This is a genomic window from Rhizobium johnstonii 3841, assembly GCF_000009265.1.
GTDB classification, from domain to species: Bacteria; Pseudomonadota; Alphaproteobacteria; order Rhizobiales; family Rhizobiaceae; genus Rhizobium; species Rhizobium acaciae.
Window position 1 is genome coordinate 3,198,295 of sequence record NC_008380.1, and the last position, 22,440, is coordinate 3,220,734.

A 22,440-nucleotide genomic window follows, 5' to 3' on the forward strand; every position below is an offset into this window, starting at 1 on the left:
ATGTCTGGGTCAGACACGATTCAGGAACTCGATCACGCGGAGGGTGAGCAGCGCGGTCGCATCCGCATCATAGGACGGCAGCGAGCTGTCGGCAAAGTAGTGCTGATCGCCTGGGTACAGGAAAAGCTCCGCGTCCTCGACCTTCTCCACGATCTCGCGAGCGGCGTCGATGTCGCCCTCGCCGACGAAGATCGGATCGTTGTCCATGCCGTGGATCTGCACCGGAACACCGTCCGGCCAAGGTCCGAAGGCCCACTCGCCGCTGATCGCCAGGCAGGAGTAGAAGAGCAGAGCCCCGCGGGCGCCGGGCCGCGTCTGCGCCAGCTTCTGCGCCGGCAGCACCCCGAACGAGAACCCGGCATAGATCAGCGTGGGCGGCAATTCGTTGGCGAGGCGCACGCCGCGCTCCCGCATGGCGTCGAATCCGATCTCGCCGATATAGGCGATCCCCGCTTCGATGCTTGGGAATGTGCGCCCGTCAAACAGATCAGGCGTGTGCACGATGTGACCGGTTGCCCTGATATCGTCGGCAAACGAGCGCACACCGGGGGTCAGCCCCTGTGCGTGATGGAACAACAGGATCTCAGCCATAAGGAGACTCCGGGCGGGACGGTCGGGCGCATCGCCACTCTACAGCGTCGCCGCCTTGCCTGGAAGAGTGCGGACACCTTGCCGAAGTAACATCTGCAAACCCGCCGAAAACCGATCGGCGGGAAACCTCCTGACGCTCTACCGGACTGATAAGGCTGAAGAACCTTTCCGAGACCTGTACATTGATTGCTCCATTCATAGTTTCAGGCTTTGCCGAACCACCGCGATGCTGCCTGCGCGGCTTCGCCATGCTGATACCGGCCGGACCTGGCAGGCGATAGGGCCACGTCGTGGTGTCGATGGTGTCGTGGAAGAACTGAATGCCGGCGAAATGGGCGGCGCGGCTGTTGCATCCAATGCGCCGACGTCGATTGATCTTTTTCGCGTTGCGGCGCTGTCATGTCATCCAGCAGCCCGCGACGGTAGAAGGCTTCGATGGTCGGCGCGGAAAGACCGCGCATGCCGAACGGCAGCCGCTTCAAGGGCGAATGCGGGTGTTCGGTCTGTTCCAGCACCAACACTGAGAGGCCGGCCAGCCGCAGTTCACAGGCTAGAAACAGACCGACAGGGCCTGCACCAGCAATCACAACATCATGAATCATAAGAAAATCGGGCATGAACTACTCCTTTATGGTCGTTCGACCGGAGCAGTTCGTCGTTTCGAGAACCACACGGACGAACAATGGGACGCTTGAGCAGCGTCCGTGTTCGTCGTGGAGAACTCATGCACGAGGCAAGGAACAGAGCTTTCGTTTCCGAAAGGACTTGGGCCAACCACACCAAGTCATGCCTTTTCCGACGTGGGCAACATAGCCGCGGGGCACTCGATCGGCAACAGAAGATATTCTCTTCTGAAGGCCTGACCTGACGGGGAAGCCCCGTCAGGGCGGGAGCGCCGGAGCGAGTCAAGATGTGACATCGGCTTTCCCCTCAGCCTGGACGGTCGCGTATTCGCAGCCGCCCAACCCTGCCCTTCTTACAATCCGTCGGACTACCAAAAAGCTATTTAAAAAGGAACAGCCGTACAGCTATGTGTGGCAGCAGGAACCGTTTCCGGTGTCATCGGCCGAACGCTGCAGGCGATTGTCGACGCTCTGGCTGTTTTCTTCCGGCGGCAGGTCCATGGCGATGTTGGATGCGAAGAAGCCGTTCGGTTTCAGCGTGAAGCCGGCATATTCCACGGGCATGATTGGAAAATCCTCGGGCTTGCAGACATGGGTATGGCCGAAGGAATGCCAGAGCACGACATCGGCATTCTCGATGTCGCGGTTCTGCTTGACATAACCCGGCAGGCCGTCGCCGCCGGCATGCACGTTCGGATAATCGCCGCTCGCGTATTTTTCCCTGGCATCGAAGGCCGTGACCCAGATGTGTTTCTTGGCGAAGCCGCCGCGCTGGGCAACGGTCGAATCCGGCTGGGCAAGCATGACCGGCGACGGCATGACGACAATCTTGTAGCCCGGCGCCTTGCCGACGCTGTTCTTTATGTTGGGGTTGGAGACTTTCCAATAGCGGCCGGTCTCGCCATTGGCGACTGCCGGCGAATCGAGTTCGCGCTTCAGCACACGGCTCCTGGTATCGAAGACATTGCCATAGGGATTATCTTCACCCCAGGGACGCGGCACGAACTCATGCTCGGTCACGGTATTGTCGCCGCCATCGACATCCATGTGCAGGCGCGCATTGAAAAAATGCTGGTGGGTCGGACCGCCGAGATTGTCATCAACCATGCCGCCCCATGGATAGGTTTCGCCGGTCGCGACCGCCGCCGTCTGGATGATGCCGGTGAGCTTGGCTTCGAGCTGGATCGTGCCGTCCTGGTAGAGATACCAGTAGAAGCCGTAATCATAGTTGCCGACGGTTGCGAAGAAGGAGATGACGAGGCGGCGCGAACGGCGCACTTCGAAAATACCGTTGCGGAATTCGTAATGCTTCCAGAGGATTCCGTAATCCTCCTCATGCATGCAGATGGCGTTCTTCATGATGAAAGGCTGGCCGAGATCATCCGCCGCCGGCACGTCGAAATAGTGAATATGGCCGAGGCAGTCGCAGCCGAGTTCGAGGCAATTGGCCAGGCGTCCAAGGCCATATTCGCCGGCATCGAAGGCGCTCTTCCAATAGTGGTTCGCGGTCGGATCGGCATAGGGCACGACCATTTCGGTGACACTGGCGCGAAAGACGACGGGCCGCAGCCTGCCCTGATCCTTGATGCCGAGTTCATGCAGAACGAGGCCTTCGCGCGGGGTGAAACCGACACGGAAACTCCAGTTCTGCCATTCGACTTTCCAGCCGTCGACCGTAAAGCTCGGCCCTTGCGGCTGAACGATATGCAGCGGCGTGAGATCGGGCCGCTGTTCCGGGAAGGTTTCGCGGCCATAATTGCGCTTCTTCTTCGGGACCGGAATGATCTTCTCGTCGTCGACGAGATCGACCACCCGGTTGGTGATCAGATCGACCACCGCCACCACGCCCTCGATCGGATGCGCGTAGCCGTTGTCACGGACATCCTCGCGCCAATAGGACACGGCGCGGACGATGCGCTTTCCCTTCTCGAATTCGCGGCCAAAATAGCCCGAGGAAAAAGGATCGATCTGGATGAGCGGAATATCCTCATCGGTAATGCCGCGCTTCTTGACGGCAGCGATCCAGCGCGGATCGGATTTGACGGTGCCTTCAACGGTTTCGAATTCGCACAGCATGATCGGCGGCTGACCGTAGGGCAGTTCATCGAGAGGCAGCCGGATATAGGAGGATACCGTGCCGGCAGTCAGGTCTACGATACCCTCGAAGGTTTCGCCATTGCTGATGTCAATTGCCAGGATGAAGGCGAGCCGCGGCAGCCTGTCGCCCAGGCGATAGGCGGCAAGATCTGCCTTGGTCGGCTCCTCCAGCCGGGTGATCGGAAAGCGGAAGGTGGCTGCGAGTGTCTGCGTATCCTTGAGTATGGCAACGGCAGAAGCGATCTCGTCGAGGCTCAGAGGATCAAGCGGATGGGTGACTGCGACAACGGCGTCCATGGATATACCTCTTTGGTTTTTGGCCTCTTGGTTTCGGAAGAGACGACGCAGCATGGCGCGTCGCTAGCTGCGGTGATCAGGATCGGCCGGAGCAGATCTGCGTCTCGATCATCATCTGGTCTGCATGAATGCAGAACAGAGAGCAGAAGGCGTGTGCCTCGACGGCAACCAGCAATGTTGCGCCGGCGAGGATCGCGACCGCGAGAACCAGAAGGCGATCGACGGGTGAAAATTCAGCAACCGCACTCATTCGAAGACCTTTCCAAGCGAGGCGTAGAGAGCGGGCTTGGATCTCTTGACCCGGATCGCAAACAGCGCGCCAAGAATGCCCACCAGCACCATGGCATAGGGGAAAGCCTTGACGATCAGGCTTTCGCTGCCGGAAAGGAGTGAAAGATTGGAACTGACCAGCACCAGCGAACCTATGAGACCGAGCAGCGCCAGCACTGGCGCGGTCATCGTGGTCCAGGCGCTGTAGCTGTTCGGCGTCTTGCGAAAGAACATGATGATCGCGACGGAGACCAGCACCTGCACCAGCAGGATACCGATACCTGCCAGCGCTGCCATCCACGAGAACACGACAGTGTAGGGATCGGCACCGAAGATCACGAACACGGCAAGGACGACGGCCGCGACCAGACTTTGCAGAAGACCTGCAGCATAGGGGGAGCCATGTTTGGTGTGAACCTTGCCAAGCACCTTGGCGGCTAGACCTTCACGGCCGAGAGCGAAGAAATAGCGGTTGAGCGTATTGTGGAAGGACAGGATGCAGGCAAACAGGCTGGTGATCAACAGCACGTTCATCACCTGGCTCGACCATGGGCCAAGCACGGAATTGGCGGCGGTGAAGTAGAAGCTGTCGAGGCTGGCAGCAGCAGCGGCCTGCACCTTGCCCGGACCGTAGAATTGGACGATGGCCCAGGTGGAGAAGGCATAGAAGAGGGTAATCAGCAGCACAGCGACATAGGTGGCGCGGGGAATGGTCTTTTCCGGATCTTCGGCTTCCTCGCCGAAAATGGCCGTCGCTTCGAAGCCGATGAAGGAACCGATGACGAAGACCAGCGCCACGCCGAGACCGGGCGCAAAGACCGACGATGGCGCAAAGGAGGAGAAGCTGATGCCTTCCGGTCCGCCGCCTGAAAAGACGATGGCAAGATCCAGAACCAGCAATATGGCGATTTCGGCAATCATGCAGACGCCGAGGATCGCGCCTGAGAAGGCGATGTTGCGCTGACCGCAGACCAGCACGACGACCAGTGCCGCGAAGGCCCAGGCCCACCAGGGCAGAACAAGTCCGAGCGGCGCTATGGCATTGGCCATGAAGAAACCGAACAGGCCATAAATGGCGATCTGAACCGCGCTATAGGTGACCAGCGCCATGAAGGCGCCACCCACGCCAGCCGGCTTGCCGATGCCATGGGTGATATAGGTGTAGAACGCCCCTGCCCCGCCCACATGCCGGCTCATGGCGGTGAAGCCGATCGAGAAGAGAAGGTAGAGCAGGCCGGCGAGCACGAAAGCGCCGGGGACGCCTGCGCCGTTGCCAAAGGCAAAAGCGGCCGGCGAAGCGCCGACGACGGCCGTCAGCGGCGCGGCCGCGGCAACGACGAAGAACACGATATGGGCGAGGCCCACCGAGTCCCTGGCCAGACGACGCTCCGGCAATGATGGTGCGGGCATGCTTGCTTCCAGTGTCATGGAGAACCCCTCTTTGCTTGTTTGTTGCCAAGAAGGTAAGCGCGGCGATCTGGCCCCGAAATTGCAGTTTATGCCAATGAATCGATAATTCGCGCCACGAAGGTCACCGGAGACGCTGAAAATGGCAGTTGCATCGCATTTGATCAGCCGCATGCCCGCAGTTGCTTCAATTCGAGCCTCCGTCTTGATCCCGCTGGTGCAACAAATCGATAAAAGATCCGGGAAAACCGACCTTCTTCTCGCTTCGCACGGCATTCTGCGCTCGCAATTGGAAGATCCCTACGCTGTCCTGCCCATGGCGCGTTATGTCGCGCTTTTCGAGGAGGCCGCGACGATAACCGGCGAGCCGGCACTGGGAGCCCGCATGGGCACCGGGTTCAAGCCCGCCGACATCGGCCCCATCGGCATGGTCTTCGCGCTCTCGCCGACCATTCGCAGCGCTTTCGAGCGGCTGTCGAAATATGTCAACGCGGTCCAGGGCGCGACCAGTTCCGGCGTGTTCGAGGAAAATGGCGATTTTGTCTGGAGCTATCGGATCGTCGATCCAGCGATGTGGCCGCGCCGGCAGGACAGCGAATTCACGATCGCCGCCTCCTGTCAGCTCGTCCGTTCGTGCTTCCGCCGTGGCTGGCGGCCGATCGAAATCCAGCTCGAGCATCACGCCCCGCGCGACGCCGGCGTGCTGGAACGCATCTGTGGCGCGCCCATCCTGTTCGGCCAATCTGGCAACCGGATCGTCATGAACAAGGCGGAGGCTGACCGTGTGCACCGTGCGGAAGACAAAAGCCTGATCGAAATCCTGGAGCGGCATATCGGCGATCTGGTCAACGAGCCGGCGGCCGGCGATATCGTCACGGAAAAGGTCCAGGCTCTGATCAGCATCTATCTCGGCCGCAAACCGGTCACGGTCGCAACGCTTGCCGCCGAACTGAAGATGTCGACGCGAAGCCTGCAGCGCCGGCTGTCGGAGGAAGGCGTGTCGCTTCGCGATCTCGTTCGCCAGCACCGCCAGACACTCGCCGCCCACTATCTCGGCGACCGACATGCCGCACCGATGTCCGAGATTGCGCGCGTGCTGGGTTACGCAGACAACACGGTGCTCTGGCGTGCGCTACGGTCCTGGGAGAAGAAGGGAAACCACCTATCTTCGAGACGTTGATCGAAGATGCACGGCCCGGACCACCCGCCTCGCCCTTCGAGGCTCCTTCGGAGCGCCTCAGGATGAGGCTCTCTTGAGCGTTACGCCTGCCCGCTGGTGGCGCTCGACGCCCTTTGCCGCCAGGATGTCATCAACGGCTGTCGACGTCAGAAATTCCGACAGCTGCCTGGCAGCTTCTGCGTCCGTTGAATCGGCGCTGATGCCAATAGCGAAGTCAATGTAACTTTGGAGTTCTGCCGGAAACCGACCGACAAGCATGACCTCGGGAGCGGCGGCGAGAATCGAAGTCACGGGAACGACGCCCAACTCGGCCTCCCCACGGCCTACGGCCGGCGCTGTCTGCCCTCCTGATATGGCCACCAGCTTGGGCTTCACCTCATCGGCTATTCCCAAGCGTTCCAGCAAACCGGAGAAGTAGCCGCCGCTCGTTCCTTCACTGGCGTAGGCGATCGATCTGGCGCTCTTCAACGCATGTTTGAATGCTTCCACCGACCCGATGTCGAGCGGCCGACCGCCTGCCTTGGCCGCCACCCCCATTGCTATCCGGCCGAACGCGACCTCGCTCCCCGCCTTGACTTTTCCCAAGACGGCCAGATCCTCAACCAGGTTCGGATTGGTGATGACGAGGTCAAAAGGCTCCCCAGCTTCAATCTGCTTCTTGACGACAGGATTGAGCTCCCACTTGACCGCAACTGTGAATCCTGTGTCCGTTTCGAACTGGGATATGAGAGCAAGGACGGCGGGTCGGACCGCAATAGCGCCAAAAAGGCGGATTTCCTGGGTCATGGCCGAACTCCGCTCCGATCTGTCCATCCTGTCCAACAGACCCTACGGCGCCGCCCCAAAGAAGGCGAGCCGGGTGAAGATCGTGTAGTCCGCTTCCGATACCATCAGCGCCACGAAGACCAGCACCAGCAGCGGCGGCAGCAGGATGGCGTAGACGAGCGCCAGCCGTTCCCAGGCCATGTGCATGAAGATGGCGACGATCAGCCCCGCCTTCAGCATCATGAAGATGAGGATCAGCGTCCACCTGAGATAACCCTGGATGCCGAAATAATCGACCATGTAGGAAAAGGCGCTGAGCACGAAGAGCAGGCCCCAGACGAAGAGATAGAGCCGGATCGGGTGCTGCTGTCCGGTGTGTGTTTGTGCCACCATTTGGCTTTGTGCATGCGCCGTTGTCTCGTTCATGACGACCTCACCACGGATAGAAGCCCTACCACAGATAAAAAAACGCGAAGATGAAGACCCAGACCAGGTCGACGAAGTGCCAATAGAGGCCCATGATCTCGACGGCCTCGTAGCGGCCTTTCCGGCTGGTGAAGAAGCCGCGCCGTTCCACGTCGAAATCGCCCCGCCAGACCTTGCGGGCGACGATCAGCAGAAAGATGACGCCGATCGTGACATGGGTGCCGTGAAAGCCTGTTATCATGAAGAAGGTCGATCCGAACTGTGCCGCGCCCCACGGGTTTTCCCAGGGGCGCACGCCTTCAGTGATCAGCTTCGTCCATTCGAAGGCCTGCATGCCGACGAAGCCTGCGCCGAGAACGGCCGTGAGCAGCATCAGCATGGCAGTCATGCGGCGGTCGCGGCGATAGCCGAAATTGACCGCCATCGCCATGGTGCCGCTGCTCGAGATCAGCACGAAAGTCATGATCGCGATCAGGATCAGCGGCACGTCCTGGCCGCCGATATGCAGCGCGAAGACCTCGCTCGGATTGGGCCATGCAACCGGCGTCGACATCCGGGCCGTCATATAGGCGATGAGGAAACAGCCGAAGACGAAGGTGTCGCTCAAGAGAAAGATCCACATCATCGCCTTGCCCCAGGAGGCGGTCTTGAAGGCGCGCTGATCCGAGCTAAAATCGGCCGCGACACCGCGCAGGCCGACCGGGCTGAGGCCTGGCTCGCCGTGTGTCTGGACAGGATGTGCCATCTGCAAATCTCCTAACTGAGCAGTGTGCGGCAGAGATCGACGAAATCATTCGCCCATCCGGCAAAGAGCGCGAAGAGCAACAGCCAGACGGCGAGCATGAAATGCGAGTAGATGGCGGAAAGATCGACGCTGAGGCGCAGCCTGTCCGTCGCCACAGCCGTTGAAAATGCCCTGACCGTCGTGTGCGCGAGCACGGCAAGCCCGCCGAGGATATGCAGGCCGTGCAGCCCGGTCAGCATGTAGAAGAAGCTGTTGGAAGGGTTATCGGCCAGCACGTACCCGGCCGCCGTCAGCTCTCGCCATGCCTGGATCTGTCCGACGAGGAAGAAGATGGCAAGCGCAAGCCCTGCAGCAAGCGCCGGTCGCAACACCTCCATGCGGCCATGCACTGCTTCTCTTTTCGCCCATTGCAGGGCAGCGCTGCTTAAGGCCAGCGCCGCAGTGTTCACCCAGAGCAGCCGGGGAACAGGCGTCGCCCACCAGTCGGTCGACGCCATGCGCATGAAATAGGCGCTGACGGCAAGGCTGAAGACAGCGCCGACGACGCCGAGAAACACGAAGAGCCCGATTTTCACCGCCGGCGCCGGCAGCCTTTGCCGCTCGGCACCGTCATGACCCGGCAGTTGCACCGACCCGGTTTCCAGCCAGGGCTTCGAGGTCAACCGCTGCCCGGAAAGCCACCAGAAGATAATGGCGGCGACTGCGGCAAGGAAGATCAGCATGACGTTCATGCGTGGACCTCCCGTGTGACGCCGCCGCCTGACGGCACCGTCTGCGGAATGAAGTCCTCGGCCGCCCCGGGCACGCTGTAGTCATAGGCCCAGCGGTAGACGACCGGCAGATCCTTGCCCCAGTTGCCATGGGCGGGCGGCGTCTGCGGCGTCTGCCATTCGAGCGTCGTTGCCCGCCACGGATTGCCACCGGACTCCTTGCCCCGGAAAAGGCTCCAGACCAGATTGAACAGGAAGACCATCTGTCCGGCTCCGACGATCAGCGCCATGACGGTGATGAAGATATTCAGCGTATGGGCCGAAGGCGGAACGAAGGCCGTCTCTCCCATCTCGAAGTAGCGGCGCGGCACGCCGAGCAGGCCGAGATAGTGCATCGGAAAGAAGATCGCATAGGTGCCGAGAAAGGTGATCCAGAAGTGGATATGGCCGAGCACGTCGTTCAGCATGCGTCCCGTCACCTTCGGATACCAGTGATAGATCGCCCCGAAGATGACGAGGATCGGCGCCACACCCATGACCATGTGGAAATGCGCGACGACGAACATCGTGTCCGACAGCGGCACGTCGACGACGACGTTGCCGAGGAACAGGCCGGTCAGCCCGCCATTGACGAAGGTAACGATGAAGGCGAGCGCAAAGAGCATCGGTAGCGTCAGGTGGATGTCGCCGCGCCACAGCGTCAGCACCCAGTTATAGACCTTGATCGCCGTTGGGACGGCGATGATCAGCGTCGTCGTGGCGAAGAAGAAGCCGAAGGCAGGGTTCATGCCGCTGACATACATGTGGTGCGCCCAGACGACGAAGCTGAGCGCGCCGATGATGACGATCGCCCAGACCATCATGCGGTAGCCGAAGATGTTCTTGCGCGCATGCGTGCTGATCAGGTCCGAAACGATGCCGAAGGCAGGCAATGCGACGATGTAGACCTCCGGATGCCCGAAGAACCAGAAGAGGTGCTGGAAGAGGATCGGGCTGCCGCCGCCATGCTGCAGCTGCGTGCCCATTTCGACGATGGCAGGCATGAAGAAGCTGGTGCCGAGCAGGCGATCGAACATCATCATGACACAGGCGACGAAGAGGGCGGGAAAGGCGAGCAGCGCCATGACGGTCGCTGTGAAGATGCCCCAGACGGTGAGCGGCATGCGCATCAGTGTCATGCCGCGCGCCCGCCCCTGTAGCACGGTCACCACATAGTTCAGCCCACCCATGGTGAAGCCGATGATGAAGACGATCAGCGAGGAGAGCATCAGCAGGATACCCCAGTCCTTGCCGCCAGGCGTGCCGGAGAGAACGGCCTGTGGCGGATAGAGCGTCCAGCCGGCCCCCGTCGGGCCGCCGGGGGCGAAGAAGCCCGCAGCGAGGATCAGCACTGCGAGCAGGTAAATCCAATAGCTCAGCATGTTGGCGTATGGAAACACCATATCGCGCGCGCCGACCATCAGCGGAATGAGGTAATTGCCGAAGCCGCCGAGGAACAGTGCGGTCAGCAGATAGATCACCATGATCATGCCGTGCATGGTGATGAACTGATAATAATGATCGGCATCGATGAAGGTGAAATAGCCGGGAAAGGCGAGCTGAATCCGCATCAGCCAGGAGAGCACCAGCGCCACTAGGCCGATTGCGATCGCCGTCAGCGAATATTGCACGGCGATGATCTTGGCATCCTGGCTGAACACATATTTTGTCCACCAGCTTTTCGGATGATAGAGCTCGACATCCTCGACTTCAGCAGAGGGGATGGCGCCTGCGCTGTCGGATGGAATCTCGACCATGATCTCTCTCCCCTTCGTCTCCCAGCGGTCTGCGACCGCTGGGGGTTCAGTTTGCCGGCGGCATCTCTCCCGATGACGCCGTAAGCTGGGTGAATGTCTGCTGCTGCCCGAGCCAGGTCTGGTAGTCCGCATCCTCCTCGACAACGACGGTGCCGCGCATTTGCCCATGGCCGACGCCACAGAGTTCGGCGCAGAGGATGTCGAAGGTCCCTGTCCGCGTCGGCGTGAACCAGAAATAGGTGATCATGCCGGGTATCATGTCCATCTTGGCGCGGAATTCCGGCACGTAGAAATCATGGAGCACATCGACCGAGCGCAGCAATATGTGCACCGGCTTGCCGATCGGCAGATGTAGCTCGCCGCCCTCGATGATGACGTCGTCAAGGCCGCTTGCGTCGTTTTTATCAAGGCCGAGCGGGTTTTCGGGGGTGACGTCGCCGGTCTCGGCGCGGCCGAGCTTTCCGTCGGCTCCCGGCAGCCGGAAACTCCACAGCCACTGTTGGCTGACGACCTCGACCGATGCGGCATCGGCAGGCACTGTGATGAACTGGTTCCACACGATCAGGCCGGGCGCCAGCATCGCCGCAACGCCGAGCGCCGTTCCCCCTCCCAGCAGCAATTCCAGCCTGCGGTTCTCGGGCTCGTAATGTGCCCGGTTGCCGGGCTTGTGCCGGAAGCGGAAGACGCAATAGGCCATGAACGAAACCACCGCCACGAAGACGATGCCGGTGATCCAGAAGGTGATGACGAGGGTGGTGTCGATATAGGTCCAGTTGGACGCGATCGGCGTCCACCACCACGGGCTCAGCACATGGAACAGCACGGAGCCGACGACAATCAGGACGAGGATCAGCACGACAGCCATGTCCGCTCCTCCTCGAGCAGGTCGACCCGTGAAACCGCATTCCGCAAAAAGTCCGTGTTTATTATCGCACAGATAGAAAATATCGGCAATTACGGCAATTTAGGCATGCGCCCCCGGCCGCGAGCCGCCATTTGGAGTATTGCTCGTCGCTGGGAATATTGCCCATCACTTGGAATATTGTTTGAGATAGGCGATGAGATTGGTGATTTCCTGGTCGTCCTTCACCCCGACGAAGGCCATCTTCGTACCCTTCACCTTCCCCTTCGGATTGTGCAGATAGTCACGCAGCACCGTCTCGTCCCAGACGAGACCGCCCTCGCCGGCCGCCTTCATCCCGGCCGAATAGGCGTAATTGGGATGCGTTCCGGCCTTCCGGCCGAACAACCCGTTCAACGACGGGCCAACCTTGTTCGTATCGGAATCGGCGACATGACAGGTCACGCATTTCTTAAAAACGGCAGCACCCGCCGTCGCATCGCCCTCCTGCGCCCCGGCGTCAGCAGGGGAAAGAGCAATGACGGATGTGGCGATCAGCAGAACAACACGGTAATCCACGGCAAACCTCATCCTCCTCAAGGTCGCCAGCCACTTGCACCCTCCGGTATCTCTCGCGTGTGGGTGGTGGTTGCTATGGTATAAAGCTTAGTCTTTCGCGGGTGCAAGTCAATCGTTTCCACAATTTGGACGCTGGCCGGGCCTGTTCCAGTCCTCCCAGGAGGGTCCGTCACCCTTGAACATTGGATATTGACGCCGGTATCGGCGACGACAGACTTGCTCGAAGCCCCCACAGGCGAAACCGGGCCCAGGAAAGGCGCGCAATGTCGATTGCTGAAATTCTGTCTTTTGCTTTCGTCGCCGCGTTGCTGATCATTTCCCCCGGCCCCAACGGCGTCCTCATCGCCAAGACGGTGCCCACCTCGGGGCGTGGCGCCGGTTTCGCCAATATTGCCGGCTTCGTCGCCGCCTTCTATGTGCACGGCACCCTGTCGATCTGCGGCATCTCACTGCTGCTGGCGCAGTCGGCGCAGGCCTTCCTCGTCGTCAAGATGATTGGCGCCGCCTATCTCTGTTGGATCGGTATCAAGGCGCTGGTCGGCGCCTGGCGCGGTTATGCTGCCGTAACGTCAGTGACCCCTTCCCGTAAGGTAAGGCACCTCCCCCGTGCCGTCCTCGAGGGTTTCCTCACCAACGCCCTGAATCCGAAGGTGTCGATGTTCTACCTCGCGGTCTTCCCGCAGTTCATCCACCACGACGCCAATGGCCGGGCCGCGATCGGCGAGGCTTTCCTTCTGGTCACCGTCCATGCCAGCCTCAACGTCATCTGGTTCGGCTCGATGGTCATGATCTTTGCGAGGCTCGCCAGAGCTGCGCGCAACCAGCGCTTCCAGCGCTGGCTGAAAGCCGCGACAGGCGTGGTCTTCATCGGCTTCGGAGCCAAGATGGCGACATTGCAGGCCGGATAGCGAAGACGGGCAAACCGCCTTCGTCACGGAAAGGCAGGCCGAACGTCCGCAGGGCGGCAACAGGATCAGCGACCTGCCGCCAGGACCGGATATGATACCTTCAACGCGACCTCAGCTGCCGCCATTTGACTGCGCCCCGATCGAAAGCGCCTCCTTTACCGCCAGCTCGGCCATGGCGAGAGCGGCTTCGCGGGTCCTGGCAGCGGCAATGAAGCGGCCGTTGTGGCAGAAGCTTGCGCCCTCAATGCCGCAAACCGCCTCCAGTGCACCATTGGTGAGCCCGGCCCAGGCCGCCGGCAGGTCGGCCCTGAGCTCGAACCCGTCCTCGGCGCGGCGGATGCCGGTCACGCACCAATCCTTTTCGCGCGGGTGAACGACGAACAGCAGCTGATCGGCGCCCGCCTTGACGATGGCGGGACGGAAGGGCATGCCCCTCGGCAATTCCAAAACACGCCCCTGCCCCGCAGCCTCGATTGCCCGATGCACGATCGCCTCGGCCCGCAACTTCGCGGCACTCTGGGCGATCCTGGCCTCGATGAAACTGCGGGCAATAGCAAGGGCCGCATGGAAGGCACGATCGTCGGCCTCTGGGTCCGTCTCGTCGAAAACCGGTTTCAGGGTCTCCAGCAGCGCCGGCAGCGTCAGCCCGGCCAGCGGCCCGGATGGGCTGAGCGCGCCATTATCAGTCAGATCGACCGGCAGCACGAAGCCGGCGTCGAAAGAGCCATGCATCGCCTCGACATGTGCTTCGGGAAGGTCGGAGGCTGCGAGATAATCACGGCCGTAATGCTTCCAGATCAGCCCGAAGGAGCTGTAAGGCTGGCCATCGTCGCGCAGCGGCGCTCCGCGCTGGTGGTGATCGAATATCCCGGCAGCTGGGTCATAGGCTCCGCCGACATCGTAGATGATCCGGTCTTCGCCCGGCGTGATCCACTCCGGCGCCCGGCTCCGAACGATACGCGCCTGCGGGAAAAGCCGGGTCAGGATGACGCTCGACAGCAATTCGTCGGCATGAAAGCCACCGGAATGGGTGACGAGGAAATCGGGGATCATGGGAACTATGCGCCTTGTCGTTCGCGGACGAACCGCTTGCAGGTCGGCTGGAGATAGCCGTTGCCGGCAGCTATCTCAACCCATACCTTAAACCGGAGTCGATTTAATGATAAAATTATGCAGCAATCCAATGTGTTATAGCGTCCTTTCGCACGTCGCCAAAATACCGGTCTCTAGCTGGTTTCATCGAAGCCCCTGAAGGTGCATCGGGAGTACGAGGCAGTCCATGGAGATCCCTCAGCATTTTCACGTTGTCGAGACGGCCGGATGGCTTGTGAACCACCGCATGAACTCCGCCCTCCCCGGTTACCTCATGATCAGTTCCAAGACCGACACCAACGATCTGTCGGATCTGCCCGAAGACGCTTTGGCCGAATTCGGCCCATTGCTCGCAAGGGCTCAGAGTACGCTGAAACGGCAATTGAATGCTCAGCGCGTCTATATCGGCCGGTATGGACACGCGCCCGGTTATCCGATCCATTTCCATGTGATCCCGATATATGACTGGGTGGAGGAGTTGTTCTGGAAGGACGCTCGATATCGCCTGCTCGAGAATTTTGCAGAGGGACCGGGGGAAACTGCAACGGATGGCGCAGAACTGACGCTGTTTGTCTGGCGAGAGTTCTGTGAACGCGCAGAGCCGCCGCCAGTCAGAGGGCCTTCGGTCTCAGAGGCTATCAAGTTGCTGCGGGAGGCAATGCGGTTTCCGCCGCTCTAGATCTTTGTACTCATGACGGCATGCATGAAGAGACAGCGCCGGCCTTGTGACCCCTGGCATCCTGTGGCCGAAAGCGAGGTCGAAGGTCTCCGACCGTCTCGACCAACAATCCCTCCTTGAGATCGAAATTCCCGGCCATCGGTCAATCCATGAGGTACTGGATATGATGCCGGCCGTGCACGGCCGATTTCTGGACATGGGCGCGAACGCCGAAGACCCGGCCGATCATATCCTCGGTCAGCACATCCTCCGGCGCACCGGAGGCGACGACCTCGCCTTTCTGAATCACCGCCAACCTGTCGCAGAACATCGCCGCCAGGTTGAGATCGTGCAGCGCGACGATGCAGGTGATGCCGAGCTTCGAGATCAGCGAGAGAATGTCGAGCTGATGCTGGATATCGAGATGGTTGGTCGGCTCGTCGAGCAGCAGTTCGCTCGGCGCCTGCGCCAGCGATCTGGCAATATGGACGCGCTGACGCTCGCCGCCCGACAGCGTCTGCCAGAGCTGGCCCGCCCTCTCCTGCATGCCCACCCGCGACAGGGCCTCGTCGACGGCGGCGTCGTCTCCGGCACCCCAGGACGACAACAGCCCGCGATGCGGCGTGCGGCCGAGCCGCACCACGTCGCGCACGGTCAATTGCGTATCGGTCGTCGACTGCTGCTCGACGAAGGCGACGCGACGCGCAAGGGCGGCGCGCGGCAGCGAGGAAATGTCGTCGTCACCCAGCCGGATGATGCCGCTGCGAACCCTGCGCAGCCGGCAGATCAATCTGAGAAGGCTCGACTTGCCGGAACCGTTCGGCCCGAGCAGGCCGAGCACCTTGCCCTTTTCCACCGTCAGGCTGACGCCGTTGACGATGACGATATTGCCGGCGGCAAAGCTCACCTCGTCGATGCTGATGCTCATGCCTTCCCCCGCACGCGATAGAGGATGACGGCGAAGGCCGGTGCGCCGAAGAGCGCGGTGACGACCCCGATCGGCAGGATCTGCTGCGGTATGATGATGCGCGAAATGATATCGGCGCCGACCATGTAGATCGCGCCGCCGAGCGCCGTTGCCGGCAGCAGCCGCCTATGCGCCGGCCCGACGAGGAAGCGGGCGGCATGGGGGATGACGAGGCCGACGAATCCGATCGAACCCACCATGCTGACGACGCTTGCCGTCATCGCCGCCGTCATGGCGAACAGCACGATCTGGACGCGGCGTACGGCAATGCCGAGCGAGGCGGCGGCATCCGTACCGAAGGCGAAGGCGTCGAGCGCCCTCACATGGGCCATGCAGATGACGAAGCCGGCAAGCGCGATCGGCACCGACAGATAGACATCGGGCCAGCGCACTCCGCTGAGCGAACCCAGCAGCCAGAACAGGATGCCGCGCGCCTGCTCGGCATTGGCCGACGTCGTCACGATGTAGGAGGTGAGCGCATTGAAGAGCTGCGAACCGGCGACGCCGCACAAGATGATGCGCTCGCCGGTTCCCCCCGCACCCGTCGCCAGGATGCCGACCAGCAGAAAGGCAATGACCGCACCGATGAAGGCGCCGCTCGACAGGCCGAGAACACCGTAGCCGAAACCGAGGATCATCACGCAGACGGCCCCCGTCGAGGCGCCGGCGGAGATGCCGAGCACGTAGGGTTCGGCCAGCGGATTGCGCAGCAGCGCCTGCAGGATCGCGCCTGAGAGCGAGAGCGACGCGCCGGCGCTTGCAGCGACGAGCGCGCGGCTCAAACGATAATCCCAGACGATGCCCTGGTGGATGCGGCTGAGCTCGAAATCCGTTCCGAACAAGCGGTTCGAAACCGCCTCCGCCGTCGTCGCAAGCGGGATGGCGACCTCGCCGATCGAAACGGCAAGACTGATCATCAGCCCGAGCATGAGAAGTGCTGCCATGGTGAGCGCGGCAAGCGCCCACCATCCCTGTTGCCGGACCGACACTGCCTTCACTGCGCCAGGCCGAAGGACTTGATGCCGTTCGCCAATGTCTCGATACCGTCGATCGTGCGGATCGTCGGGTTCATCGACTGCGCGTCCATCATCACGAAGTGCTTGTTTTTGACCGCGTCCAGTTCCTTGGTCACAGGATCGTTCTCGAGGAAATCGACCTTGACCTTGGGATCGTCAGCGGCGTAACGGCGACGGTCCATGGTCGCCAGCACGATCACGGCAGGGTTCGCCTGGGCGATGGTTTCCCAACCGACCAGCGGCCATTCCTCTTCCGTCATGACGACGTTCTTCGCGCCGATCGTCTTCAGAATATAGGCGGGCGCGCTGTTTTTACCGGCGATGAAGGCGTCGCCATTGACCTCCTTGCTGGAGAACCAGAAGACGACGGGCAGGTTCTTGCCCGAGGCGCCTGATATCGAGGCGACGGCATCCGCCTCGCGCTTCTTCAGCTTGGAAATCAGCGCATCGCCGCGCTCCTTCACGTCGAAAATCTCCGAGAGCTCGGCGATCTCTCGGTAGATCAGGTCCATCGTAAACAGCTCCTTGCGCACGCCGTCGCCGCCATCGGTGTTGACCTTGGCGACGCAATCGGCCGGCGCGAGATAGGTATTGATCCCGAGATCCTTGAACTGCTCCCGCTTGCCGACCGAACCCTGAGCGCCGACATGCCATTCGAACTCAGCCGTCACCAAGTCGGGCTCCTGCCCGACGACAGATTCGAAGCTCGGATCATTGTCGGCGAGCCGTTTGATCTTGCTGTTGGCCTCGGCATATTGCGGCAGGACGGGACCGACCCAGACGGCCGTTCCGGCGATCTTGTCGGCAAGGCCGAGCGAGAAGAGCACTTCGGTCATGCCCTGACCGATCGAAACGATCCTCGCCGGCGCCTTTTCGAAGGTCACCTGCTGGCCGCAATTGGTGATGGTCAAGGGATATCGGGTCGCGGCAAGGCTTGGTGCCGCAAGGCCGGCGAGCCCGAAGGCAAATGTCATGGTGGCGAGAATCTGGCGCATGGAAAACCTCGATGAAGGGAAAAATCACGGCCGTTCCGCGCATATACGCGGACCGAAAGCACGCTTAGGCGTGCTCTAGCCGCAGGAGGCCCAATCGAGACGGATGCATGCCGGAATTCGGCGAAGGTTCAGCAGGTCAATCATATCTGTTCCTTGTCCGGGCATCCCCGCCCGGTTGATTGGATCGTGATTGACGGCAGGTCTCCTGGCTTGCGGATATCCGTCGTTTCATCCTCCTTCCCGCGATATCTCGCAGTGGTAGGGCTATGAGCCCTTCAGAGATGGCCGGTCGCTGGCCACTTCTGAGATGATCGACAATCCGCTTACAGTTGCGGGGGCAGCCACGGTCTCGGTCCCTACTGGGTCGTCCTCACCGTGTTCCCTATTAATCCCCTTGGAGTCATCTTCAGGGAACCGTCGCGCCCAGTTACGTCGCCTGCCCATGTGCCGTCAATGATTATTCCGAAGGTGGCATGCCGCCAGCGATATATCGCACATGGCTTCATGCCGCCGTTCGGTGCGCGAACTGGCCCCGCGCCATCCGTGATCTGCGAAAATTATCCGTTGATATGGTCCAGCGAATGGTCTAATTTTCTAGAAGAAACTGGTCTGCACTGGTCCTGGAGAGTGCGAACGATGCGAGTGTCTGTGACGGATGCCAAGGGGCAATTGACCGAACTGGTCCGGCGTGCCGAAGCCGGGGACGAGGTCATCCTCACCCGGCACGGTCATGCCGCCGTGAAGCTGGTTCCGATGAGGGCAGTGCCCGATCGGAAATCCCGCCGGATGCTCATGGAAGCGGTGCGGGCCTCCGCCAATGCCAAAGCCGCCGACGGACCGCCGGCCGCACGCAGCCAGGATTTCCTCTATAGCGATGACGGCCTGCCCGAATGATCGCCGTCGACACCTCCGCCCTGATGGCGATCGTGCTTGGCGAACCGCAGGCCGATGCCCTGATTGCCGTCCTCGAAGCCGAAGACGATCTCCTGATCTCCGCCGGCACGGTCGCCGAAGCCCTGATCGTCTCGGCTCGTCGCAACGTCGACGATGAAATGGAACAACTGATCGACGGCCTCGGCTTCGAAATCGTCGCCGTCACCCCTGCCTCCGCCCGCCGCATCGCCGAAGCCTACCGCACCTGGGGCAAAGGCGCCCACCCCGCAAGCCTGAACTTCGGCGACTGCTTCGCCTACGAGGTGGCTAGGGAACATGGGTGCCGGCTGCTATTTGTGGGGGATGACTTCGCTAAGACCGATATAGAAAACGCGCTTTGAACGATGCGGCGGTTGCAGCACCGGCCGCCCCTACAACGCATCCAACGGGATCTTCAGATACCGCCGGCCGTTCTCCTCCGGATCGGGCAGCCGCCCGCCGCGGATATTCACCTGCAGCGCGTGCAGCATCAGCTTCGGCTTCGGCTTCGGCAGCGTGCGGTCGCGCGCCTGTCGCAGCGCCACGAAAGCGGCCTCGTCGATGCCTGCAATATGCGGATTGGCGCGCTTCTGCGCCGCCACCGTGCTTTCCCAGCGCGGGTGCCGGCCGCCGGGCTGGTAGTCGTGGCCGGAAAAGAGGCGAGTCTCCTCGGGCAGCGACAGGATGGCCTGGATCGACTGCCAGAGGGCGGCAGCACTGCCGCCCGGAAAATCCGTGCGCGCCGTGCCGGAATCCGGCGTGAACATAGTATCGTGCACAAAGGCGGCGTCACCGATCAGATAGGTGATGGAGGCAAGGGTATGTCCGGGCGAAAACATCACGCGGGCTTTAAGCCCGCCAATCTCGAAGGTGTCGCCATCGGCAAACAGCTGGTCCCATTGCGAACCGTCGGTTTTAAGCGCCGGCCAGTTATAAATCTCCTTCCAAAGCGTCTGCACATCGGTGACATGGGCGCCGATCGCCGTCGGCGCACCGGTCTTCTCATGCAGATAATGCGCGGCGGAGAAATGATCGGCATGCGGATGGGTGTCGAGGATCCACTCGACCGTCAGCCCTTCGCTTTCGATGTGAGCGAGGATGGCATCGGCATTTGCCGTCCCCGTCGCCCCGGACATCTCGTCGAAATCGAGCACCGGGTCGATGATGGCACAGCGTTTCGTCTTCGGGGCGGAAACGACATATTGCACGCTGCAGGTGCGGGGCTCGAAGAAGGCCGTCACATGAGGCGCCTGCCCTGCCCGCTTCTCCAGAAAACGTCGCGCGCCGGCAAGATCGAAGCCGAGGTTTTGACCGAAGGCTTCGACATCCCCGGGCTTCATTCGCCCGTCGAGCACCTCGCCCAGCGCATGGAGCGTCAACGCCCGTGTGCCGCTCTTGCAATGGGCGACGACCGGCCCCTTCGCTTGCGCCATCGTGGCCTGGAAGGCGAAGATATCGGCCTCGGTGATCTCGGCCCCCTTCACCGGCACGAAACTGTAGGAAAGCCCGGCGGCCGCGGCGGAAGCTTTTTCCGCCGTATTGCCCGGCTGCCCCGGCTCCTCGCCATCAGGCCGGGCATTGATGACGGCGGCAAAGCCGTCTGCGGCGAAAGCGGCGAAGGCTGCGGCGTCGGGCTGCCCCGCCACCGATAGCAGTTCATTGACCTTCACGCATGTCATTAAAGCCCCCGAAAGCCTCGCGCCGCCCTCGTCATGCAGTATCGCATGTATATCGACCCAATCACACAAGTATATTTCTGAGCGCAGAATGCCGCAGATCAGCAAAGTTTGAGGATGCCGGCGTCCTCAACGCCGGCCCGACCCGGCTTTCCCCGGTCAAAACGACAGCGTCGCAGCCCCCTCCTTGATCTCGGCATGCATGGCGCTGGCGCCGACGATGACGACGCCGTCGAGCAGGTCCTCCTTGTTGTAACCGCGCGAGGTCACACAGGGCGGACAGGCCCAGATCGTGCCGCCGCGCTGCTGGAAATTCTCGATCAGACTAGACAGTGGATCAAGCGGCAGCACATGCGTCATCCGCTGGCCGCCCTTGCGCACCAGGTCGATCCCGGTGCTGGTGAGGAATACCGAGACCTTCAGCCCGGCGGTGATGCCGCCATTGGCAATAGTGAAGGCGACGGAGGACAGTTCGGATTCGATGCCCTTGGTGACGAGCACGACCAGTTTGTCGCATTGAGTTTGCATAGTATTCTCCTTCAGCGGTTTGAACGCACTGATGATAGGAGGACGCGCGGCGCGCGTATTTGGCCGGAATGCGTGAAGCCTTGTCCGAAAATCCAGACGCTGCGGGTGTTGCGCGCGACGACGTGCTGTCGGCGCTGCTGTCGACGATCCGCCTTTCGGGATCGCTGCAGTTCTGCTTCATGCCGACTGGCGATTGGCAGACCGATGCCACGCCGGCCTTAGCAAGCCTTTTAGCCAAGGCCTCGGGCACGATGCCGTTTCACATCGTTGTGGAGGGCCGCTGCTGGCTGAAGACGGAAGGCGAAGAGACCGCGCTGGAGGCCGGCGACGTGCTGGTCTTCCCCTTCGGCACCGGCCATCAGCTCGGCGCAGGCAGAGACGGCATGCTGGTACTGCCGACCCGCGACCTGCCGCAGAAGCCATGGCGTGAGATTCCCGTGCTGCGCTACGGCGACGAGACACAGGGCGTGCGGCTGCTCTGCGGCTATCTGCAGTGGGATGGGCTGAGCTTCGCGCCGCTTCGGCAGTCCCTGCCGAGCCTTATCCATGTCAGGACGCGGGCCGCCAATGACGGTGACTGGCTGCGCGCCACCATCCGCCAGATGGTCGAGGAGGTCGACAGGCCGCGTGCCGGTGGCGTCTCGATGCTGCCGCGACTGACGGAAATCATCTTCATCGAAATCCTGCGCCACCAGATCATGATGGCCGAGCCGCATGCGATCGGCTGGCTGGCAGCACTCGCCGATCCGGCGCTGTCGCGCTGCCTCTCCCTCATCCACGACGACCCCAAACGCGACTGGTCGCTGGAGCAGTTGGCTGCGGCATCGGGAATGTCGCGAAGCGCGCTGGCCGAACGCTTCCAGGCGATGCTCTCGACCTCGCCGATCCGCTATATCAGGGACTGGCGGCTCTACGTCGCAAGTGTCGCCCTCGCCACCTCGGGCCAGCCGATCGCGGCGATCGCCTATGACGCCGGCTACGCCACCGAAGCCGCCTTCAATCGCGCCTTCTCCCGCGCCTTCGCCACCCCGCCGGCAGCCTGGCGCGCGACGGCGCGGGATTAGCCCACGGTGCGCACGCCTTGACTGAAAACCGGCCTTCCGCTCGGCCGACGTTTCTGGCCCAGTCTTCGCATATGGTCAGAGGTACGACTGATGCGCGACATAGAATTCGGCCCCGAAACGCCGAAGGAGAAGGGAAACTGGATCAGGATAGTGCCCGGCAAGGGCTGGTTCCCGATCTTCCGCTTCTACAGCCCGACGGAGGCCTATTTCGACAAGAGCTGGAAGCTCGAAGAGATAAAGGCGGTGAAGCAATAGGCGGGCTTCCGGCGCGAGATTGCCATTCGCACGCAAGTTACG

24 protein-coding genes, 1 pseudogene and 1 riboswitch are annotated in these 22,440 nt (G+C 61.6%); of the genes and pseudogenes, 7 read left to right on the plus strand and 18 right to left on the minus strand.

All coding sequences use genetic code 11. The features are described from left to right. Positions 1-9: 9 nt before the first annotated feature. The 5 genes and pseudogenes from RL_RS15670 to RL_RS15685 all read right to left on the minus strand — a co-directional run bounded on the left by RL_RS15670 (position 10) and on the right by RL_RS15685 (position 5,306). Positions 10-591, minus strand: a complete 582-nt coding sequence (locus tag RL_RS15670; RefSeq protein WP_011652549.1) for a dienelactone hydrolase family protein — start codon at positions 589-591, stop codon at positions 10-12. A gap of 244 nt (positions 592-835) precedes the next feature. Further along, positions 836-1,208: pseudogene (locus RL_RS15675) on the minus strand (FAD-dependent oxidoreductase); the annotation flags it as partial. A gap of 411 nt (positions 1,209-1,619) precedes the next feature. Beyond that, entirely contained in the window at positions 1,620-3,608 is a 1,989-nt protein-coding gene (locus RL_RS15680) for a primary-amine oxidase (RefSeq protein ID WP_011652550.1), read from the minus strand. A 76-nt stretch (positions 3,609-3,684) separates the two neighbouring features. After that, on the minus strand, positions 3,685-3,858 hold the full coding sequence (locus tag RL_RS40175) for a hypothetical protein (protein ID WP_003540919.1): 174 nt from the start codon (positions 3,856-3,858) through the stop codon (positions 3,685-3,687). Then, the gene (locus RL_RS15685; protein WP_011652551.1) at positions 3,855-5,306 is read right to left on the minus strand and encodes an APC family permease; all 1,452 of its coding nucleotides are present in this window, start codon (positions 5,304-5,306) and stop codon (positions 3,855-3,857) included. The genes RL_RS40175 and RL_RS15685 overlap by 4 nt, the downstream gene beginning before the upstream one ends. 121 nt (positions 5,307-5,427) lie before the next feature. Between RL_RS15685 and RL_RS15690 the strand changes: the two genes are divergently transcribed. Then, the gene (locus tag RL_RS15690) at positions 5,428-6,465 is read left to right on the plus strand and encodes an AraC family transcriptional regulator (RefSeq protein WP_011652552.1); all 1,038 of its coding nucleotides are present in this window, start codon (positions 5,428-5,430) and stop codon (positions 6,463-6,465) included. Between the two features lie 57 nt (positions 6,466-6,522). Here the strand turns inward: RL_RS15690 and modA are convergent, their stop codons facing one another. From modA to RL_RS15725, 7 genes are all read right to left on the minus strand, one after another. Then, complete coding sequence (gene modA / locus RL_RS15695) at positions 6,523-7,251, minus strand: molybdate ABC transporter substrate-binding protein (protein WP_173364442.1); 729 nt, start codon at positions 7,249-7,251, stop codon at positions 6,523-6,525. A 42-nt stretch (positions 7,252-7,293) separates the two neighbouring features. Further along, positions 7,294-7,656 (minus strand): cytochrome C oxidase subunit IV family protein, encoded by a 363-nt coding sequence (locus RL_RS15700; RefSeq protein ID WP_011652554.1) that lies wholly within the window; start codon positions 7,654-7,656, stop codon positions 7,294-7,296. 25 nt (positions 7,657-7,681) lie between these two features. Continuing rightward, entirely contained in the window at positions 7,682-8,401 is a 720-nt protein-coding gene (locus tag RL_RS15705; protein ID WP_011652555.1) for a heme-copper oxidase subunit III family protein, read from the minus strand. A gap of 11 nt (positions 8,402-8,412) precedes the next feature. Further along, a complete protein-coding gene (locus RL_RS15710) occupies positions 8,413-9,132 on the minus strand; it encodes a cytochrome c oxidase subunit 3 (RefSeq protein WP_011652556.1) in 720 nt (239 codons plus the stop codon). Continuing rightward, the gene (gene ctaD, locus RL_RS15715; protein ID WP_003540933.1) at positions 9,129-10,907 is read right to left on the minus strand and encodes a cytochrome c oxidase subunit I; all 1,779 of its coding nucleotides are present in this window, start codon (positions 10,905-10,907) and stop codon (positions 9,129-9,131) included. The genes RL_RS15710 and ctaD overlap by 4 nt, the downstream gene beginning before the upstream one ends. 46 nt (positions 10,908-10,953) lie before the next feature. Continuing rightward, on the minus strand, positions 10,954-11,772 hold the full coding sequence (locus RL_RS15720; protein ID WP_011652557.1) for a cytochrome c oxidase subunit II: 819 nt from the start codon (positions 11,770-11,772) through the stop codon (positions 10,954-10,956). A 165-nt stretch (positions 11,773-11,937) separates the two neighbouring features. Further along, positions 11,938-12,327 carry a c-type cytochrome gene (locus RL_RS15725; protein WP_003540937.1) on the minus strand — a complete coding sequence of 130 codons (390 nt, stop codon included), beginning with the start codon at positions 12,325-12,327 and terminating at the stop codon, positions 11,938-11,940. Between the two features lie 263 nt (positions 12,328-12,590). Between RL_RS15725 and RL_RS15730 the strand changes: the two genes are divergently transcribed. Further along, positions 12,591-13,235: a LysE family translocator gene (locus RL_RS15730; protein ID WP_011652558.1), complete on the plus strand. Its 645-nt coding sequence runs from the start codon at positions 12,591-12,593 to the stop codon at positions 13,233-13,235. Positions 13,236-13,346: 111 nt separating this feature from the next. Here the strand turns inward: RL_RS15730 and RL_RS15735 are convergent, their stop codons facing one another. Continuing rightward, entirely contained in the window at positions 13,347-14,288 is a 942-nt protein-coding gene (locus RL_RS15735) for an MYG1 family protein (RefSeq protein ID WP_011652559.1), read from the minus strand. A gap of 226 nt (positions 14,289-14,514) precedes the next feature. Here RL_RS15735 and RL_RS15740 point away from each other — a divergent pair, with 226 nt between their 5' ends. After that, the gene (locus tag RL_RS15740; RefSeq protein WP_011652560.1) at positions 14,515-15,006 is read left to right on the plus strand and encodes an HIT family protein; all 492 of its coding nucleotides are present in this window, start codon (positions 14,515-14,517) and stop codon (positions 15,004-15,006) included. 142 nt (positions 15,007-15,148) lie between these two features. Here RL_RS15740 and RL_RS15745 read toward each other — a convergent pair whose 3' ends face one another. From RL_RS15745 to RL_RS15755, 3 genes are read right to left on the minus strand one after another with little or no spacing between them, the layout of a single operon-like run. Continuing rightward, a complete protein-coding gene (locus RL_RS15745; protein ID WP_011652561.1) occupies positions 15,149-15,913 on the minus strand; it encodes an ABC transporter ATP-binding protein in 765 nt (254 codons plus the stop codon). After that, positions 15,910-16,950, minus strand: a complete 1,041-nt coding sequence (locus RL_RS15750) for a FecCD family ABC transporter permease (protein ID WP_041936380.1) — start codon at positions 16,948-16,950, stop codon at positions 15,910-15,912. Before RL_RS15750 ends, RL_RS15745 begins: the two co-directional genes overlap by 4 nt. Continuing rightward, on the minus strand, positions 16,947-17,963 hold the full coding sequence (locus RL_RS15755; protein WP_011652563.1) for an ABC transporter substrate-binding protein: 1,017 nt from the start codon (positions 17,961-17,963) through the stop codon (positions 16,947-16,949). Before RL_RS15755 ends, RL_RS15750 begins: the two co-directional genes overlap by 4 nt. 177 nt (positions 17,964-18,140) lie before the next feature. Then, positions 18,141-18,397, minus strand: a riboswitch (cobalamin riboswitch). A gap of 202 nt (positions 18,398-18,599) precedes the next feature. On the opposite strand from RL_RS15755, the gene RL_RS15760 reads away from it, so the two are divergent. Further along, a complete protein-coding gene (locus tag RL_RS15760; RefSeq protein ID WP_011652564.1) occupies positions 18,600-18,857 on the plus strand; it encodes a type II toxin-antitoxin system Phd/YefM family antitoxin in 258 nt (85 codons plus the stop codon). Next, positions 18,854-19,237 carry a type II toxin-antitoxin system VapC family toxin gene (locus RL_RS15765; RefSeq protein WP_011652565.1) on the plus strand — a complete coding sequence of 128 codons (384 nt, stop codon included), beginning with the start codon at positions 18,854-18,856 and terminating at the stop codon, positions 19,235-19,237. The genes RL_RS15760 and RL_RS15765 overlap by 4 nt, the downstream gene beginning before the upstream one ends. A 30-nt stretch (positions 19,238-19,267) precedes the next feature. On the opposite strand, the gene blh is transcribed toward RL_RS15765, so the two are convergent. Together blh and RL_RS15775 are read right to left on the minus strand one after the other, a co-directional pair. Further along, positions 19,268-20,554: a bifunctional sulfur transferase/dioxygenase Blh gene (gene blh / locus RL_RS15770; protein WP_011652566.1), complete on the minus strand. Its 1,287-nt coding sequence runs from the start codon at positions 20,552-20,554 to the stop codon at positions 19,268-19,270. Between the two features lie 156 nt (positions 20,555-20,710). Next, positions 20,711-21,079, minus strand: coding sequence for a DsrE family protein (locus RL_RS15775; protein ID WP_011652567.1), 369 nt, complete (start codon positions 21,077-21,079; stop codon positions 20,711-20,713). 68 nt (positions 21,080-21,147) lie between these two features. Between RL_RS15775 and RL_RS15780 the strand changes: the two genes are divergently transcribed. After that, the gene (locus tag RL_RS15780; protein ID WP_011652568.1) at positions 21,148-22,143 is read left to right on the plus strand and encodes an AraC family transcriptional regulator; all 996 of its coding nucleotides are present in this window, start codon (positions 21,148-21,150) and stop codon (positions 22,141-22,143) included. Between the two features lie 90 nt (positions 22,144-22,233). After that, positions 22,234-22,398 (plus strand): DUF1214 domain-containing protein, encoded by a 165-nt coding sequence (locus RL_RS39140; RefSeq protein ID WP_197729398.1) that lies wholly within the window; start codon positions 22,234-22,236, stop codon positions 22,396-22,398. The last annotated feature ends 42 nt before the right edge of the window (positions 22,399-22,440 follow it).

Coding starts and splice junctions, on each gene's coding strand:
- RL_RS15670 (WP_011652549.1), bottom strand. CDS start 591: ATGGCTGAGATCCTGTTGTTCCATCACGCACAGGGGCTGACCCCCGGT.
- RL_RS15680 (WP_011652550.1), bottom strand. CDS start 3,608: ATGGACGCCGTTGTCGCAGTCACCCATCCGCTTGATCCTCTGAGCCTC.
- RL_RS40175 (WP_003540919.1), bottom strand. CDS start 3,858: ATGAGTGCGGTTGCTGAATTTTCACCCGTCGATCGCCTTCTGGTTCTC.
- RL_RS15685 (WP_011652551.1), bottom strand. CDS start 5,306: ATGACACTGGAAGCAAGCATGCCCGCACCATCATTGCCGGAGCGTCGT.
- RL_RS15690 (WP_011652552.1), top strand. CDS start 5,428: ATGGCAGTTGCATCGCATTTGATCAGCCGCATGCCCGCAGTTGCTTCA.
- modA (WP_173364442.1), bottom strand. CDS start 7,251: ATGACCCAGGAAATCCGCCTTTTTGGCGCTATTGCGGTCCGACCCGCC.
- RL_RS15700 (WP_011652554.1), bottom strand. CDS start 7,656: ATGAACGAGACAACGGCGCATGCACAAAGCCAAATGGTGGCACAAACA.
- RL_RS15705 (WP_011652555.1), bottom strand. CDS start 8,401: ATGGCACATCCTGTCCAGACACACGGCGAGCCAGGCCTCAGCCCGGTC.
- RL_RS15710 (WP_011652556.1), bottom strand. CDS start 9,132: ATGAACGTCATGCTGATCTTCCTTGCCGCAGTCGCCGCCATTATCTTC.
- ctaD (WP_003540933.1), bottom strand. CDS start 10,907: ATGGTCGAGATTCCATCCGACAGCGCAGGCGCCATCCCCTCTGCTGAA.
- RL_RS15720 (WP_011652557.1), bottom strand. CDS start 11,772: ATGGCTGTCGTGCTGATCCTCGTCCTGATTGTCGTCGGCTCCGTGCTG.
- RL_RS15730 (WP_011652558.1), top strand. CDS start 12,591: ATGTCGATTGCTGAAATTCTGTCTTTTGCTTTCGTCGCCGCGTTGCTG.
- RL_RS15735 (WP_011652559.1), bottom strand. CDS start 14,288: ATGATCCCCGATTTCCTCGTCACCCATTCCGGTGGCTTTCATGCCGAC.
- RL_RS15740 (WP_011652560.1), top strand. CDS start 14,515: ATGGAGATCCCTCAGCATTTTCACGTTGTCGAGACGGCCGGATGGCTT.
- RL_RS15745 (WP_011652561.1), bottom strand. CDS start 15,913: ATGAGCATCAGCATCGACGAGGTGAGCTTTGCCGCCGGCAATATCGTC.
- RL_RS15755 (WP_011652563.1), bottom strand. CDS start 17,963: ATGCGCCAGATTCTCGCCACCATGACATTTGCCTTCGGGCTCGCCGGC.
- RL_RS15760 (WP_011652564.1), top strand. CDS start 18,600: ATGCGAGTGTCTGTGACGGATGCCAAGGGGCAATTGACCGAACTGGTC.
- RL_RS15765 (WP_011652565.1), top strand. CDS start 18,854: ATGATCGCCGTCGACACCTCCGCCCTGATGGCGATCGTGCTTGGCGAA.
- blh (WP_011652566.1), bottom strand. CDS start 20,554: ATGACATGCGTGAAGGTCAATGAACTGCTATCGGTGGCGGGGCAGCCC.
- RL_RS15775 (WP_011652567.1), bottom strand. CDS start 21,079: ATGCAAACTCAATGCGACAAACTGGTCGTGCTCGTCACCAAGGGCATC.
- RL_RS15780 (WP_011652568.1), top strand. CDS start 21,148: ATGCGTGAAGCCTTGTCCGAAAATCCAGACGCTGCGGGTGTTGCGCGC.
- RL_RS39140 (WP_197729398.1), top strand. CDS start 22,234: ATGCGCGACATAGAATTCGGCCCCGAAACGCCGAAGGAGAAGGGAAAC.